8 protein-coding genes, 1 tRNA gene and 1 rRNA gene are annotated in these 16333 nt (G+C 70.7%); 1 reads left to right on the top strand and 9 read right to left on the bottom strand.

Features of this window, described 5'->3' with window-relative positions:
• Positions 1-74: 74 nt before the first annotated feature.
• From pgsA to ACFYZ4_RS16925, 6 genes are all read right to left on the bottom strand, one after another.
• Positions 75-731, bottom strand: coding sequence for a CDP-diacylglycerol--glycerol-3-phosphate 3-phosphatidyltransferase (gene pgsA, locus ACFYZ4_RS16950; protein ID WP_351293746.1), 657 nt, complete (start codon positions 729-731; stop codon positions 75-77).
• Positions 728-2215 carry a 30S ribosomal protein S12 methylthiotransferase RimO gene (rimO, locus tag ACFYZ4_RS16945; protein WP_351293748.1) on the bottom strand — a complete coding sequence of 496 codons (1488 nt, stop codon included), beginning with the start codon at positions 2213-2215 and terminating at the stop codon, positions 728-730. Before rimO ends, pgsA begins: the two co-directional genes overlap by 4 nt.
• Before the next feature lie 126 nt (positions 2216-2341).
• Complete coding sequence (locus ACFYZ4_RS16940) at positions 2342-3241, bottom strand: RodZ domain-containing protein (RefSeq protein WP_351293751.1); 900 nt, start codon at positions 3239-3241, stop codon at positions 2342-2344.
• 221 nt (positions 3242-3462) lie between these two features.
• The gene (locus ACFYZ4_RS16935) at positions 3463-6267 is read right to left on the bottom strand and encodes a DNA translocase FtsK (protein WP_351293754.1); all 2805 of its coding nucleotides are present in this window, start codon (positions 6265-6267) and stop codon (positions 3463-3465) included.
• 115 nt (positions 6268-6382) lie between these two features.
• Entirely contained in the window at positions 6383-7066 is a 684-nt protein-coding gene (locus tag ACFYZ4_RS16930) for a response regulator (RefSeq protein ID WP_319729795.1), read from the bottom strand.
• 273 nt (positions 7067-7339) lie between these two features.
• Positions 7340-12874, bottom strand: a complete 5535-nt coding sequence (locus ACFYZ4_RS16925; protein WP_351293757.1) for a HAMP domain-containing protein — start codon at positions 12872-12874, stop codon at positions 7340-7342.
• A gap of 166 nt (positions 12875-13040) precedes the next feature.
• Between ACFYZ4_RS16925 and ACFYZ4_RS16920 the strand changes: the two genes are divergently transcribed.
• Positions 13041-15626 (top strand): SpoIIE family protein phosphatase, encoded by a 2586-nt coding sequence (locus ACFYZ4_RS16920; RefSeq protein ID WP_384340643.1) that lies wholly within the window; start codon positions 13041-13043, stop codon positions 15624-15626.
• Between the two features lie 4 nt (positions 15627-15630).
• Here the strand turns inward: ACFYZ4_RS16920 and ACFYZ4_RS16915 are convergent, their stop codons facing one another.
• The 3 genes from ACFYZ4_RS16915 to rrf form a co-directional block, all read right to left on the bottom strand.
• Positions 15631-16011: a hypothetical protein gene (locus ACFYZ4_RS16915; RefSeq protein WP_351293763.1), complete on the bottom strand. Its 381-nt coding sequence runs from the start codon at positions 16009-16011 to the stop codon at positions 15631-15633.
• 148 nt (positions 16012-16159) lie between these two features.
• Positions 16160-16235 (bottom strand) — tRNA-Thr (locus tag ACFYZ4_RS16910).
• A gap of 5 nt (positions 16236-16240) precedes the next feature.
• Positions 16241-16333: ribosomal RNA gene (gene rrf / locus ACFYZ4_RS16905) — 5S ribosomal RNA — on the bottom strand; the annotation flags it as partial.

The raw sequence follows: 16333 nt of genomic DNA, 5'->3' as shown, positions 1-16333 counted from the left end.
CTTCGACCGCGCCGGCCCCGCCGGACGTCTGCGCTCCGCCTCCGGTCACCGGAAGGAATTCCCCGCCCCGTAGGTCACCGCGCGGCCCGCTCCGCCGAAAGGCCCTGGCGGCGCAGGACGACCGCCTGCCGGATGTAGTCCAAACCGGTGACGACGGTCAGCACGACGGCGACCGCCATCACCCAGAAGCGCAAGGTCGCCAGCGGGCCGGTCAGCGCGAGCACGTACATGCCCACCGCCGTGCCCTGGGCCAGCGTCTTGAGCTTGCCGCCGCGGCTGGCCGGAATCACCCCGTAGCGGATGACCCAGAAGCGCAGCAGCGTGATCCCCAGCTCCCGCCCGAGGATCACCCCGGTCACCCACCAGGGAAGGTCCCCGAGCCAGGAGAGGCAGATCAGCGCCGACCCCATGATCGCCTTGTCGGCGATGGGGTCGGCGATCTTGCCGAAGTCCGTGACCAGGTTGTACGTGCGGGCCAGGTGCCCGTCGAAGATGTCCGTGATCATGGCGACGGCGAACGCCGCCCAGGCCCAGGCGCGCCAGGCCGGGTCGTAGCCGCCCTCGGCGAGCAGCAGGAAGACGAATCCCGGCACCAGGGCGAGCCTGATCATCGTCAGGATGTTGGCGATGTTCCACAGGCTGGCCTGATTGACCGCAGCGGCCCCCAGCTTCGCGCCGGGTACGGGCCGGCGATCGGTCCCGCCCGCCGCAGATGCCGGGACTCCGGTCATCCGGCCGCCTCCTCAAGATCCATGCCCAGGGGCTCCGCCACCAGGTCCACACCGAGGGTGCCGACCACCTTGGCCGTGACGATACGCCCGGGGACCAGGCCCGTGCTGTCCGTGAAGACGACCTGGCCGTCGGTTTCGGGGGCCTGGTGGGCGGCGCGCCCGTAGGCACCGTCGCCGTCCTCGTCCACCGTCTCCACGGACTCGACGAGTACCTCCAGGGTCTCTCCGATGCGCTCCTCGGCGCGCTGCGAGGTGAGCTCCTCGGCGAGCCGCTGCATGTGCGCGAGCCGCTCGGCGATGGTGTCCTCGTCCAGCTTGTGGTCGTAGCCGACGGCCTCGGTGCCGTCCTCGTCGGAGTAGCCGAAGATGCCGATGGCGTCGAGGCGCGCGTGGGTGAGGAAACGCTCCAGCTCGGCGAAGTCCGACTCCTTCTCGCCGGGGAAGCCGACGATGAAGTTGGACCGCACGCCGGCCTGCGGGGCCTTGCTCCGGATGGTGTCCAGCAGCTCCAGGAACCGGTCGGTGTCACCGAAGCGGCGCATGGCGCGCAGCACGTCGGGGGCCGAGTGCTGGAAGGACAGGTCGAAGTACGGCACGACCTTGGGGGTCGAGGTGAGTACGTCGATCAGGCCCGGCCGCATCTCGGCGGGCTGCAGGTAGCTCACGCGCACGCGCTCGATGCCGTCCACCGCGGCCAGCTCGGGCAGCAGGCTCTCCAGCAGCCGGATGTCGCCGAGGTCCTTGCCGTACGAGGTGTTGTTCTCGGAGACCAGCATGACCTCCTTGACGCCCTGCTCGGCGAGCCAGCGGGTCTCGCCCAGCACGTCGCTGGGGCGGCGGGAGATGAAGGAGCCGCGGAAGGACGGGATGGCGCAGAAGGTGCAGCGGCGGTCGCAGCCGGAGGCCAGCTTGACCGAGGCCACGGGGCTCTTGTCCAGGCGGCGGCGCAGGGGTGCGCGCGGCCCGGAGGCGGGCGCGAGCCCGGTGGGCAGGTCGGCGGGGGCCTCGGCCGGCTCCTGGGCGTGGCCGGGAAGGGCGACCTCGGCGCTCTGCCGCTCCGCGGGGCTGATCGGCAGCAGCTTGCGCCGGTCGCGCGGGGTGTGGGCCTCCACGCTGCCACCGTTCAGGATGGTCTGGAGGCGGTTGGAGATGTCGGCGTAGTCGTCGAAACCGAGGACTCCGTCGGCTTCCGGAAGGGCTTCTGCGAGCTCCTTGCCGTAGCGCTCGGCCATGCAGCCGACGGCGACGACCGCCTGGGTCTTGCCGTGATCCTTGAGATCGTTGGCTTCCAGGAGGGCGTCTACGGAGTCCTTTTTGGCGGCTTCGACGAAGCCGCAGGTGTTGACGACGGCTACGTCCGCATCGGCGGCGTCCTCGACGAGCTCCCAGCCATCCGCCGCCAAGCGGCCTGCGAGCTCCTCCGAGTCCACCTCGTTACGGGCGCAGCCAAGAGTGACAAGGGCGACGGTACGGCGTTCGGGCATGGACTCAAGACTACTTCGTCCCGGCGTCGGCCCCAGCCGCAAGTCCCCGTACAGCAAGATCCCCGGGGTGCGGCGCAGCACCCCGGGGATCCGGATTTCCCTGTTCCGCCCGGGGGCGGCCTCTGCTCAGCCCGCCTGGGGCTGATCCTGAAGAGGGTCCGCCTTGGTGTATGTGAGCCGTTCCACCTGACCCGGCTGGAAGTCGTCCTTGATCTCCTTGCCGTTCACGAAGAGCTTCACGACCCCGGCGTCGCCGAGCACGAGGTCGACGGACTCCTTGTCCGTGAAGGTCTTGGACTCACCCTGCGTGAGGGTGCCGTCGAAGAGCAGCCGGCCGGTGGAGTCCTTCGCGGAGATCCAGCTCTCGCCGGTGTCGGCCGTCAGGACGACCGTGACGAGGTCCTTGGGCGCGGCGGCGATCGCGCTGTCCGAGGGCTCCGGCTTGGGCGCGGCCGGGGTCTGCTGAGGCTGCGCGGCCGGCTTGCCCCCGGTCTGCTTGGTGGCTGTGGGCTTCGGGGTGGCGGAACCTTCCGCCACCGGCCGCTTGTCCTTCGCGTCGCCGCCGCTGAAGGCGGTGAAGCCCACGAAGCCGATCACGGCGACGATGGCGGCGACCATGGCCGCGGTCCAGTTGGGCCGCTGCCGTTCGGGCCGGATGCGCTCGGCATCGAACATCGGCGCGGCGGGTGTGGGTGCCGGCCGGCCGCCGTGGGCCGCGTCGTAGCTGTCGACCAGGGGTACCGGGTCGAGGTGGACGGCGCGGGCGAGCGTACGGATGTGACCGCGGGCGTACACGTCGCCGCCGCACCGCGTGAAGTCGTCCTCTTCGATCGCGTGCACGATCGGGATGCGCACGCGGGTGACGGAACTGACCTCGTCGACGGTGAGCCCGGCGGCGATGCGGGCCTTCTTGAGGGCGGTCCCGATGGACGGGGTCTCGACGGGTCGTTCGACGATGCGGTCCTCGGACCGGTCGTCGGTCGAAGGCCGCTCTTCTTCGGGGGAGTTGGCGTTGCCGATGGACACGTGGGCGCCTTTCGAGCGTGTAGCCACCTGCTGGATGTCCAGTCTAGGGGGGTGACGAAAGGGTGAAGCAACCGGAGGGTGCACTTCATACGCCATATGAATGGCGAAGGGAGGTCTGCTCCGGCGTGGCGGACCGACGCCGTACGCGAGGTCGTGCGCGGGTACCACTACCTCCCTTCAACTGGACGTGGGCCCAAGGGAAACGGTTGCTCGCGAATTGGTTACGGATGGGCCTCGCCGCGGATGACCGCGAGCACGTCGTCCAGGTCGTCGGCCTTCAGCAGGACGTCGCGCGCCTTCGAACCCTCGCTCGGGCCGACGATCCCCCGCGATTCCATGAGGTCCATCAGCCGCCCGGCCTTGGCGAAGCCCACCCGCAGCTTGCGCTGGAGCATCGAGGTGGAGCCGAACTGCGTGGTGACCACCAGCTCCGCCGCCTGGCACAGCAGGTCCAGGTCGTCGCCGATGTCCTCGTCGATCTCCTTCTTCTGCTTCTGCCCGACGGTGACGTCCTCCCGGAAGACGGGCGCCATCTGGTCCTTGCAGTGCTGGACGATCCCGGCGATCTCGTCCTCGGTGACGAAGGCCCCCTGGAGGCGGACCGGCTTGTTGGCCCCCATCGGCAGGAACAGCCCGTCGCCCTTGCCGATCAGCTTCTCGGCGCCCGGCTGGTCGAGGATGACCCGGCTGTCGGCGAGCGAGGAGGTGGCGAAGGCCAGGCGCGAGGGCACGTTCGCCTTGATCAGGCCGGTGACCACGTCCACCGAGGGCCGCTGGGTGGCGAGCACCAGGTGGATGCCGGCCGCACGGGCCAGCTGGGTGATCCGGACGATCGAGTCCTCGACGTCGCGCGGGGCCACCATCATCAGGTCGGCGAGCTCGTCGACGATCACCAGCAGGTACGGGTACGGGCTGAGCTCCCGCTCGCTGCCCGGCGGCAGTTTGATCTTGCCGTCCCGGATGGCCTGGTTGAAGTCGTCGATGTGCCGGTAGCCGAAGGCCGCCAGGTCGTCGTAGCGCAGGTCCATCTCGCGCACGACCCACTGCAGGGCCTCGGCGGCCCGCTTGGGGTTGGTGATGATCGGCGTGATCAGGTGCGGGATGCCCTCGTACGCCGTCAGCTCGACCCGCTTGGGGTCGACGAGCACCATCCGCACGTCCTCCGGGGTCGCCCGGACCATCACGGAGGTGATCAGGCAGTTGATGCAGGAGGACTTTCCGGAACCGGTGGCGCCGGCGACCAGCACGTGCGGCATCTTGGCGAGGTTGGCCATGACGTAGCCGCCCTCGACGTCCTTGCCGAGCGCGACCAGCATCGGGTGGTCGTCCTCGGCCGCGTCCGCGAGGCGCAGTACGTCGCCCAGGTTGACCATCTCGCGGTCGGTGTTCGGGATCTCGATGCCGACGGCCGACTTGCCCGGGATCGGGCTGATGATCCGCACGTCCGGCGAGGCCACGGCGTAGGCGATGTTCTTGGTCAGGGCGGTGATCCGTTCGACCTTGACCGCGGCGCCCAGCGTGACCTCGTACCGGGTGACGGTCGGCCCCCGGGTGAAGCCGGTGACGTCCGCGTCGACCTTGAACTCGGTGAACACGTTGCGCAGCGAGGCCACCACCGCGTCGTTGGCGGCGCTGCGGGTCTTGCCGGGCCCGCCCTTCTCCAGCAGGTCCAGCGAGGGCAGGGCGTACGTGATGTCCCCGCGCAGCTGGAGCTGCTCGGCGCGCGGCGGCAGCGCCTGGGTCTGCGGCGCGGCCTTGGTCAGGTCGGGCACCGACAGCGTCCCGGAGGCCGCGGCGGTGGTGGCGTGCGGCTGCTCGGCGGGGGGCGCCGAGGCGGCCGGGGCCTCGGAGGCGCCCGGGGGCTCGGGGGCGGCGGGTGCCGCGGGGCGCTCACCGCGGGCGGTCGGCACGGGCGCGGTGATCTCCGCGCCCTCCCGCTCGACGGTGATGCCGTGCGTGAGGTCGGCGACGAGCGGGGAGGGCGGCAGCCCGCCGTAGACCGCCCCGTCCAGCGCGGCGGCGGCCGCCGCGGCCACGTCGACGGCGTCCATCTCCCGGTCCATGGCCGGCCGGGCGGAGCCCCGGCGCGGCCGGCGCCGCCGGGCGAGCGCCTCCTCCTCGGCCGCGTCCGCCGGGTCGTCGGAGGCGCCCGTACGGGCCCGCCACTGCTCCGCATCGTGACGGTCCCGCCGGTCGGCGGCGCCCTCGGCCTCCCCGTACCCCTCGTCGTAGGCGTTGGGGGCGATGATCCCGAGCCGGATGCCGAGCCTGCGCAGCCGCTGCGGGATCGCGTTGACCGGGGTCGCGGTGACCACGAGCAGCCCGAAGATCGTGAGCAGCACCAGCATGGGCACGGCCAGCGGCGCGCCCATGGTGAAGATCAGCGGCTTGGACGCGGCCCAGCCGACGAGCCCGCCCGCGTTCTGCATCGCGGTGGTGCCCTCGTCGCGGCCGGGCGCCCCGCAGGCGATGTGGACCAGGCCCAGGACCCCGATGACGAGGGCGGAGAGCCCGATGCCGATGCGGCCGTTGGCGTCGGTCTGCTCGGGATGGCGGATGAAACGTACCGCCATGACGCCGAGCAGGATCGGCACGAGCAGATCCAGTCGCCCGAAGGCACCGGTGACCAGCATGGTCACCAGATCCCCGACCGGACCGCTCAGGTTCGACCAGGTACCGGCGGCCACGATCAGCGCGAGGGCGAGCAGCAGCAGCGCGACGCCGTCCTTGCGGTGGGCGGGGTCGAGGTTCTTGGCCCCCTGGCCGATCCCGCGGAAGACGGCGCCGACCGCGTGGGCGCAGCCAAGCCACACCGCGCGCACCAGCCGCACCACGCCTCCCGTCGGGGACGGCGCGGGTTTGGCCGCCGCCTTCTTGGCCGGGGCGCGCTTGGCGGCCGCGGCCTTCTTCGCCGGGGGCTTGCGCGCGGGGGCCGCCTTCTTCGCCGGCGCCGTCGTACGGCCGGTGCGGCCCTTCGCGGTGCCCGCGGTGCTCTGGGAACCCTTGCCGGACGTACTTGAGGCCATGGGCCCGAGGTTACCGGTGCGCGCGCCGGTGGACACGCGTGCCCACCCCTTCACCCGTTCGTGTCGTCGGCTCCGTGGGTGCTTTGACGCACCGCCAGAGCCGATGCCCGCGCGGTCAGTTCTGCGAAGGCAGGGCCGGAGCTCCTCCGGCGGTCCCGGGCTCCAGGGCGTCGAGCGCCCGCCGCAGCCCCGTGAGCTTGCGCTCCAGGTGGGCCGCGGTCGCCACCACGCCCGCGTCGGCCGAGTCCTCGCCGAGCTGCTTGGTCAGCGCCTCGGCCTGCTCCTCGACCGCCGCGAGCCGCGCGGAGAGCTCGGCCAGCAGACCGGCCGTCTCCTTGCTGGCGTCCACGCCGTTCGAGCTGCCGCCCTCCAGCTGGAGGCGCAGCAGGGCCGCCTGCTCGCGCAGTTGGCAGTTCTTCGTGTACAGCTCCACGAAGACCGAGACCTTGGCCCGCAGCACCCACGGGTCGAACGGCTTCGAGATGTAGTCGACCGCACCCGCCGCGTAACCGCGGAACGTGTGGTGCGGACCGTGGTTGATCGCGGTGAGGAAGATGATCGGGATGTCCCGGGTCCGCTCGCGCCGCTTGATGTGCGCGGCCGTCTCGAATCCGTCCATCCCCGGCATCTGGACATCCAGCAGGATGACCGCGAAATCGTCCGTCAGCAGCGCCTTGAGCGCTTCCTCCCCCGACGACGCCCGGACCAGTGTCTGATCGAGCGCGGAGAGGATGGCCTCCAGCGCCAGCAGATTCTCCGGCCGGTCGTCGACCAGGAGGATCTTGGCCTTCTGCACCATGCCCTGTCCTCCTCGCCCCGGCATGGGGCCTCCCCGGCTCCTGGCTCCGGCCTGTGCGCCGGGCCCCGCCCCAGAGGACGGCATCCTTGCGCCGTCCGTCCTTGTGCCGGTCATCGTAGCCCCAGTCCCGAGATCGCCACACCCTGTCACCAGGATGTCACTGTGCACGAAGCAGAAACGTGGTGGGAGAGCAGAAGGTTCCCCGTTTACCGGGGTCCCACACCGCTCCGGCCACAGTGAGTCAGCAATTGGTATGCATCGCTCTCCAGGCGATCACTTGCCCCGCATCCACTGTTCCATCACCGACAGAAGGTAGTCGGGGTCGACCGGCTTGGTGACATAGTCGGAAGCGCCGGAGTCGATCGCCTTCTCCCGGTCGCCCTTCATCGCCTTCGCCGTCAGCGCGATGATCGGCAGACCCGCGAACTGCGGCATCCGCCGGATCGCCGAGGTCGTGGCGTATCCGTCCATCTCGGGCATCATGATGTCCATCAGTACGACCGTCACATCGTCGTGCTGTTCCAGGACTTCGATGCCCTCCCGCCCGTTCTCCGCGTACAGCACGGCCAGCCCGTGCTGCTCCAGCACGCTGGTGAGCGCGAAGACGTTGCGTACGTCGTCGTCCACGATGAGCACCTTCTCGCCGTGGAAGTCGTACGTCCGGGGCACCACCGGGAGTTCGTCCTCCGCGCTGCCCCAGCCGTCCTCGGCCGCCACCGCGTTCGGCTGCCCCGGCACCGCCGTACGCGGCTCCAGGTCGCTCAGCGCCTTGCGCCGCCGCCGGAACAGCGCGGCCCCGCCGTTCTGCCCCGGTCCGCCCGGTTCGGCGGCCGACAGCGCGGGCCGCGCCGGCTGGGTCGGCCCCGACGGTACGGCCGCGGGCCCGGCCGGGGCCGAAGGCAGCACCGGCCGCGCCCCGTCCAGGGACCTGCGGTACAGCTCGCCGCGGCCACCGCCGGGCGTGGGCGGCGCGTACCCCTGCGGGGGCAGCTCGCTCGGGTGCAGCGGCAGGTACAGCGTGAAGGTGGACCCGCGGCCGGGCTCGCTCGCCGCGTGGATCTCCCCGCCGAGCAGCCGGGCGATCTCCCGGCTGATGGACAGGCCCAGCCCGGTGCCGCCGTACTTGCGGCTCGTCGTCCCGTCGGCCTGCTTGAACGCCTCGAAGATCACCAGCATCTTGCTCGCCGCGATCCCGATCCCGGTGTCGGTGACCGAGAAGGCGATCAGATCCGCGTCCGCCTCCCGCAGCGAACCGGCCTCCAGCAGCTGCTCCCGGATCGCCGTCGGCACATCGGCCCCGGCCGGCCGGATCACCAGCTCCACCGCCCCGCCGTCGGTGAACTTCACCGCGTTCGACAGCAGGTTGCGCAGCACCTGGAGGAGCCGCTGCTCGTCGGTGTGCAGGGTGGCGGGCAGCTCCGGCGAGACCCGGACCGAGAAGTCCAGGCCCTTCTCCGCCGTCAGCGGCCGGAACGTCGCCTCCACGTAGTCCACCAGCTGGACCAGCGCGATCCGGGTCGGCGAGACGTCCATCTTCCCGGCCTCGACCTTCGACAGGTCGAGGATGTCGTTGATCAGCTGGAGCAGGTCCGAACCCGCGCCGTGGATGGTCTCCGCGAACTCCACCTGCTTCGGCGACAGGTTCTCCTCCGCGTTGTCGGCGAGCAGCTTGGCCAGGATCAGCAGCGAGTTCAGCGGGGTCCGCAGCTCGTGCGACATGTTCGCCAGGAACTCGGACTTGTAGCGCATCGAGACCGCGAGCTGCTCGGCGCGCTCCTCCAGGACCTGCCGGGCCTCCTCGATCTCGGTGTTCTTCACCTCGATGTCCCGGTTCTGCTGGGCCAGCAGCTCGGCCTTCTCCTCCAGCTCCGCGTTGGCGGCCTGCAGGGCCTTCTGCCGGTTCTCCAGCTCGTCCGAGCGCTCGCGCAGCTGCTCGGTCATCTCCTGCGACTGCTTCAGCAGCATCTCCGTCTTGGAGTTGACGCTGATGGTGTTGACGCTCGTACCGATCATCTCGGCGATCTGGCTGAGGAAGTCCTTCTGGATCTGCGTGAACGGCGTGAAGGAGGCCAGCTCGATGACGCCGAGCACCTTCCCCTCGAAGAGCACCGGCAGCACGATCACGTGCGCCGGCGGCGCCTCGCCCAGCCCCGAGGAGATCTTCAGGTAGCCGGGCGGGGTGTTCTCGACGAGGATCGTCCGCTTCTCCTCGGCGACGGTCCCGATCAGCCCCTCCCCCGGCCGGAAGGAGATGGGCATCTGGCCGCCCGCGTACGCGTAACTCCCGCGCATCCGCAGCTCGTACGAGCCGTCCGCGCCCCCCTCCGTCCCGAACTCGGTGGTGCCGCCGGCCGGCAGCGCCAGGAAGAACGCGCCGTGCTGCGCCGAGACCACCGGGGTCAGCTCGCTCATGATCAGCGAGGCCACATCGTCGAGCTCCCGGCGGCCCTGCATCAGGGCGGAGATCCGGGCGAGATTGCCCTTGAGCCAGTCCTGCTCCTTGTTGGCCAAGGTGGTGTCGCGCAGGTTGACGATCATCGTGTTGATGTTGTCCTGGAGGACCTGGATCTCGCCCGCCGCGTCCACGTCGACCTTCAGGCTCAGGTCACCGCGGGTCACCGCGGTGGCCACGGCCGCGATCGCGCGCACCTGCCGGGTGAGGTTCCCGGCCATCTCGTTCACGGACTCCGTCAGGTCCCGCCAGGTGCCGTCCACGTCCCGGACGCGTGCCTGGCCGCCCAGGATGCCCTCGGTGCCCACCTCGCGGGCCACCCGCGTCACCTGGTCCGCGAACGAGGACAGCTGGTCGACCATCGTGTTGATGGTGGTCTTGAGCTCCAGGATCTCGCCGCGGGCGTCGATGTCGATCTTCTTGGTCATGTCGCCCTTGGCGATGGCGGTCGTGACCATGGCGATCTGCCGCACCTGACCGGTGAGGTTGGAGGCCATGAAGTTCACCGAGTCGGTGAGGTCCTTCCACGTCCCCGAGACCCCGGGCACGTGCGCCTGACCGCCCAGGCGGCCCTCCGTGCCCACCTCGCGGGCCACGCGCGTCACCTCGTCGGCGAACGAGGACAGGGTCTTCACCATCGTGTTGACCGTGTCGGCGAGCTGCGCGACCTCGCCGCGCGCCTCGACCGTGACCTTCTTCGTCAGGTCACCATTGGCGACCGCCGCCGAGACCTGGGAGATGTTGCGCACCTGCGAGGTCAGGTTGTTCGCCATCAGGTTGACGTTGTCGGTCAGGTCCTTCCAGATGCCCGTGACCCCGCGCACCCGGGCCTGACCGCCCAGGATGCCCTCGGAACCCACCTCGCGGGCCACCCGCGTCACCTGCTCCGCGAAGGAGGACAGCTGGTCCACCATCGTGTTCACCGTGGTGACGAGTTCGAGGATCTCGCCCTTCGCGTCGACGGTGATCTTCTTGGAGAGGTCGCCCATGGCCACGGCCGTGGTCACCTCGGCGATGTTGCGCACCTGCGACGTCAGGTTGTTCGCCATGAAGTTGACGGACTGCGTGAGGTCCTTCCAGGTACCGGAGACCCCCTTCACCTCCGCCTGACCGCCGAGGATGCCCTCCGTACCCACCTCGCGGGCCACCCGCGTCACCTGCTCGGCGAAGTTCGAGAGCTGGTCGACCATCGTGTTGAGGGTGTTCTTCAGCTCCAGGATCTCGCCCCGGGCGTCCACGTCGATCTTCTGCGACAGGTCACCGCGCGCCACCGCCGTGGCCACCTGCGCGATGTTGCGCACCTGAGAGGTCAGGTTCCCGGCCATGCCGTTCACCGAGTCCGTCAGGTCACGCCATACGCCGGCCACCCCGGGCACCTGGGCCTGACCGCCGAGGCGGCCCTCCGTACCCACGTCCCGGGCCACCCGGGTCACCTGCTCCGCGAACGCGGAGAGCTGGTCCACCATCGTGTTGATGGTGTTCTTCAGCTCCAGGATCTCGCCCCGGGCGTCCACGTCGATCTTCTGCGACAGGTCGCCCCGCGCCACCGCCGTCGTCACCTGGGCGATCTGGCGCACCTGCGAGGTCAGGTTCCCGGCCATGAAGTTGACGGAGTCGGTGAGCTCCTTCCAGGTGCCGGACACCCCCTCCACCCGGGCCTGACCGCCGAGCCGACCCTCCGTACCCACGTCCCGCGCCATCCGCGTCACCTGGTCGGCGAACGAGGACAGCTGGTCCACCATCGTGTTCACGGTGTTCTTCAGCTGGAGCATCTCGCCCGAGACGTCCACGGTGACCTTCTGCGACAGATCGCCGTTGGCCACCGCCGTCGTCACCTGCGCGATGTTGCGGACCTGCCCGGTGAGGTTGCGGAAGGCGGTGTTCACCGAATCGGTGAGGTCCTTCCACGTCCCCGCGGCCCCCGGCACCTGCGCCTGACCGCCCAGCTCACCCTCGACACCGACCTCACGGGCCACCCGCGTCACTTCGGCACCGAAGGACTGGAGCTGGTCCACCATCGTGTTGACGGTGTTCTTCAGCTCCAGCATCTCGCCGGCCACGTTCACCGTGACCTTCTGCGACAGGTCACCGTTGGCCACCGCCGTCGTCACCTGCGCGATGTCCCGCACCTGCGTCGTGAGGTTGCGGAAGACCGTGTTCACCGAATCGGTGAGGTCCTTCCACGTCCCCGCGGCCCCCGGCACCTGCGCCTGGCCGCCCAGCAGGCCCTTGGCGCCCACCTCGCTCGCCACGCGCGTGACCTCGTCCGCGAAGGTCCGCAGCGTCTCGGTCATCTGGTTGATCGTTTCGGCCAGCTGCGCCACCTCGCCGCGCGCGCTGACCCGCACCTTCTGCGACAGGTCGCCGTTCGCGACCGCCGTCGTCACCTGCGCGATCCCACGCACCTGGGCCGTCAGGTTGCCGGCCATGGTGTTGACGGAGTCCGTCAGGTCCTTCCACACGCCCGCGACCCCGGGCACCTTCGCCTGGCCGCCCAGCTCGCCCTCCGTACCCACCTCGCGGGCGACACGGGTCACCTCGGAGGAGAAGGACGACAGCTGGTCCACCATCGTGTTCACGGTGTTCTTCAGCTGGAGCATCTCGCCGGCCACGTGCACCGTGACCTTGCGCGACAGATCGCCCTTGGCGACCGCCGTCGTGACGAGAGCGATATCACGCACCTGAGCGGTGAGCCGGTACGCCATGGTGTTGACGGAGTCGGTCAGGTCCTTCCATGAACCCGACATACCGCGCACCTGGGCCTGACCGCCGAGCTTGCCCTCGGTGCCCACCTCCAGCGCCACCCGCGTCACCTCGTCGGTGAACGCGGACAGCTGGTCGACCAGGTTGTTGACCGTGCGCCCGACCTTCAGGAACTCGCCGCGCAGCGGATGCCCCACCCCGTCGGCGGCCTGCGTCCGCAGGTCCATCCGCTGGTCCAGATCACCCTCGGCCACCGCCGACAGCACCCGGCCCACCTCGGACACCGGCCGGGCCAGGTCGTCCACCAACTGGTTCGAGGCGTCGATCGCGGCCGCCCAGGAGCCCTCACAGGCACCCGTTTCCAGCCGTTCGCTGAGCTTGCCCTCGCGGCCCACCATCCGCCGCACCCGGGACAGCTCCCCGGTCAGGTGGAGATTGCGGTCGGCGACCTCGTTGTAGACGGCGGCGATCTCCGCCATCACGCCCTCGCCGGACACCGTCAGCCGCTTGCGGAAGTTCCCGTCCCGCATCGACACCAGCGCCGTGAGCAGCCGGTTCAGAGCGGCGGTATCGACCTCCGTCGTGCCACCGCGCCGGGGACGTCCGCCCTTCGGCCGCGTTCCCGTACGCCGCACCGCTGCGCCAGACTCCACCGTGTCCCTCCCGAAAGGGTCGACCGCTGTTCCGCCGGGCTTCGAGTGCCACTGCCCGGCTCTTCAAGCCTGCCCAGTGTTTCACCCTGGCCGAACCCGGCCATAACACTTCGGCACCATCGCACACCCGCCGTACCCTGCGGGTGGATTCCCGGACGACGGCACCATGCCGACCGTGAAGGTAAGTAACCTGGCAACCGATGTCCAACCGCGTCGAAGGAGATTCGTGATCACGGCACGGGCGGCTGCCAGCTTCGACCCCCTCGGGCGCTCGGTCGCCGCCGCGCGCGCGTTCGTCCGCGACACCCTGCAGGGCTGGGGTTTCGCGGACATCGTCGACGACGCGGTGGTGCTCACCAGCGAGCTCGTCACCAATGCCGTGGTCCACGCCGGAACCCGGGCCGAGGTCCTTTGCCTGCGCACCGAGGGCGGCGTACGCGTCGAGGTCGCCGACCGCTACCCGGAGCGCGACCTCCCGCTCCGGCACCCCGACCAGCGCCCGTACGCCGATGCCGACAGCGAGAACGGCCGCGGCCTGATGCTCTGCGCCGCCCTCGCCACCCGCTGGGGCGTCGAGTACACGGCCACCCACAAGCACGTGTGGTTCCGCCTGGACCTCCCAGACCGGCCGGTCGGTACCCGTTCCGCCGGACCCGTCGTCCCGGACCGCATGCTCCCCCTCACCGACAGCCGGGTCCGCGTCGCCGTCCTCCAGATCGACGCGGCCGACACCATCTCCGCCTGGAACGACGACGCCGAGCACATCTTCGGCTACCCCGCGGAGAAGGCCCTCGGCCGCCCCCTCGCCGAACTCGCCGCCTGGCCGCAGACCCCCGGCACCGGAACGGGCATCGCCGAGGCCCTGCGCCTGTCCCGCTGGGAGGGCAGCTACGGGGTCCGCGGCTCGGACGGCCGCGTCATCCCCGTCTACGCCTCCCACCTGCGCGTCCGCGACGCCCACGGCGAACCGTCCACCGTCTGCCTCCTCGTCCACGACGACGAGCGCGCCCTGCTCCAGACCCCGGTACGGGTGCCCGCCACCGACAGCGGCCACTTCACCGAGCCGCGCCCCGCGGACCCCTTCGAGGTATTCATCGGCTCCCCCGCCCCCGACGACCTCGACGGACTCCTCCAGCGCACCGTCGAACGCGCCCGCGACCTCCTCGACGCCGACGCCGCCTTCCTGCTGCTCGCCACCGACGACGAGACCGAGCTGGAGGTCCGCGCCACCACGGGCCTGCCCTCCACCCGCCAGCGCTTCGCCCGCGTCCCCGTCGAGGCCGGCACCAACCGCTACGGCTCCGCCCGCATGCCCGCCGTCCACGACGACCTCACCGCGGTCCCCGGAGCCGTCCCGCTCCTGGAGGCCACCGGCATGCGCTCGGCGGTCACCGTCCCCCTCAAGGTGGAGGGCCGGCTCACCGGCTCCCTCGGCGTCGCCGCCGAAACCCCCGGCCGGTACTCCAACGAAGAGGCGCTCCACCTCCAGTTCGCCGCCGACCGCATCGCCCTCGCCGTCGAATCCGCCCGCCTCGGCGAGCTGGAACGGCTGCGCCGCGGCTCCCTCTCCTTCCTCGTCGAGGCCTCCGACCTGCTGGCCGGCACCCTCGACCGGGACCAGACGCTGGCGCTCATGGCCCAGATGACCGTCCCGACCCTCGCCACCTGGTGCGCCGTCTACACGATCGCCGACCAGTCCTCCGACCCGTACCTCTCCTACGTCCTCCACGAGGACGAGGAGCGCATCGACGGCCTCAAGGCCCTGCTCTCCCGGGTCAGCCCGCCCGACCCGGTCCGCGAGGCCGGCGCCCGCCCCTGGACGGAGGCGACCCTCGCGGTCGGCGGGGAGACGGTGGTCCTGCCCCTCCTCGCCCGCAACCGCGTGATCGGCATGCTCACCCTCGGCAAGCCGCGCGAGGAGCACTTCCGCCAGGAGATCCTCGAACTCGCCGAGGACCTCTCCCGCCGGGCCGCGCTCGCCCTCGACAACGCCCGCCTCTACTCCGAGCGCACCGCGATCAGCCGCTCTCTCCAGCGCAGCCTGCTGCCGCCCGGCTCCCCCGCCATCCCCGGCATGGAGGTCGAGGTCATCTACCGCGCCGCCGGCGAGGGCAACGAGGTGGGCGGCGACTTCTACGACGTCTTCCCGATCCGCGACGGCGCGTACGGCTTCGCCATCGGCGACGTCTGCGGTACGGGCCCGGAGGCGGCCGCCGTCACCGGCCTCGCCCGGCACGCACTGCGCCTGCTGGCCCGCGAGGGCCTCGGCGGACCGGCCGTCCTCGAACGCCTCAACGCGGCCATCCTCGACGAGGGCGCCCGCAGCCGCTTCCTCACCCTCCTCTACGGAGAGCTCCACCCCCAGCCCGACGGCGGCGCCCTCATGAAGGTCGTCTGCGCGGGCCACCCGCTGCCGCTGCGCCTGCGCCCGAACGGCCAGGTCGACGCGGCCGCGGACCCGCAGCCCCTGCTGGGCGTGATCGAGGACCTGGACCTGTACGAGCAGACCCTCACCCTCGACCCCGGCGACGTCCTGCTCTGCGTCACCGACGGCGTGACCGAGCGCCGCGAGGGCACCCGCATGCTCGGCGACGACGGCCTCGCCGAGGTCCTCACCACCTGTACGGGCCTCACCGCGGGCGCGGTCGCCTCGCGCGTCCTGCGCGCCGTGGAACGCTTCGCGGCCGAGCCGGCCTCGGACGACATGGCCATCCTGGCCTTCCGCGTCCCGGAACAGCGCAAGGGCGACTAATCCGCTAGTTCACGACGGGGCCGGGAGTGGACGGGCCCACCCAGACGCCGAAGTCGATGTCGTTCGCGGGCACGCCGCTGCCGCCACCGAAGTCGGTGTCGCCGCCACGTGCCGCGTCGCCCGTTCCGGCGGACCCGGGATCGGTGTCGCCACCGTTTGCGCCCTGCCCGCCCCGGCCGAGCCCGAAATCGATGTCGCCGCCGAACCCGCCTCGGGCAAGCTCCCTGAGCATCCTGTAGCGGGCCTGTGGGTCGTCGGCGTCGGCGGTGGCACGCACGGGTGCGGCGCTCGGGGCGGCGGACGCCGAGGAGCACAGGGAGACGCCGCCGGCGCCCAGGGCGATCACGATGACGAGGACGAAGCGTCGGATCCTTGCGAGGGTCATGAGGGGGGTCCTTCCGCGACTCAGGAGATCGGACTGTCCCCTCCATTGCGCCCGGCACGGCCTCACGGGTCACGGCACGGAAAGTCGGGGCTTGACAAGGGCCGGAAACGCAAAAAGGCCCCCGCCAATTGGCGGGGGCCTTCTTTGTTGGAGCCCTTTAACGGAATCGAACCGTTGACCTTCTCCTTACCATGGAGACGCTCTACCGACTGAGCTAAAAGGGCGGGTTGTTCGGCGGCGTCCTACTCTCCCACAGGGTCCCCCCTGCAGTACCATCGGCGCTGAAAGGCTTAGCTTCCGGGTTCGGAATGTAACCGGGCGT

Source organism: Streptomyces sp. NPDC001513 (genome assembly GCF_042894695.1).
Taxonomy (GTDB): Bacteria; Actinomycetota; Actinomycetes; order Streptomycetales; family Streptomycetaceae; genus Streptomyces.
The sequence above is the reverse complement of the archived record's forward strand: the minus strand, read 5'-3'. Positions and strand labels throughout refer to the sequence as shown.

Bases quoted from the DNA above. Each gene is read 5' to 3' on its own strand.
- pgsA (WP_351293746.1), bottom strand. From the start codon at position 731: ATGACCGGAGTCCCGGCATCTGCGGCGGGCGGGACCGATCGCCGGCCC.
- ACFYZ4_RS16920 (WP_384340643.1), top strand. From the start codon at position 13,041: ATGCCGACCGTGAAGGTAAGTAACCTGGCAACCGATGTCCAACCGCGT.
- ACFYZ4_RS16935 (WP_351293754.1), bottom strand. From the start codon at position 6,267: ATGGCCTCAAGTACGTCCGGCAAGGGTTCCCAGAGCACCGCGGGCACC.
- rimO (WP_351293748.1), bottom strand. From the start codon at position 2,215: ATGCCCGAACGCCGTACCGTCGCCCTTGTCACTCTTGGCTGCGCCCGT.
- ACFYZ4_RS16915 (WP_351293763.1), bottom strand. From the start codon at position 16,011: ATGACCCTCGCAAGGATCCGACGCTTCGTCCTCGTCATCGTGATCGCC.
- ACFYZ4_RS16930 (WP_319729795.1), bottom strand. From the start codon at position 7,066: ATGGTGCAGAAGGCCAAGATCCTCCTGGTCGACGACCGGCCGGAGAAT.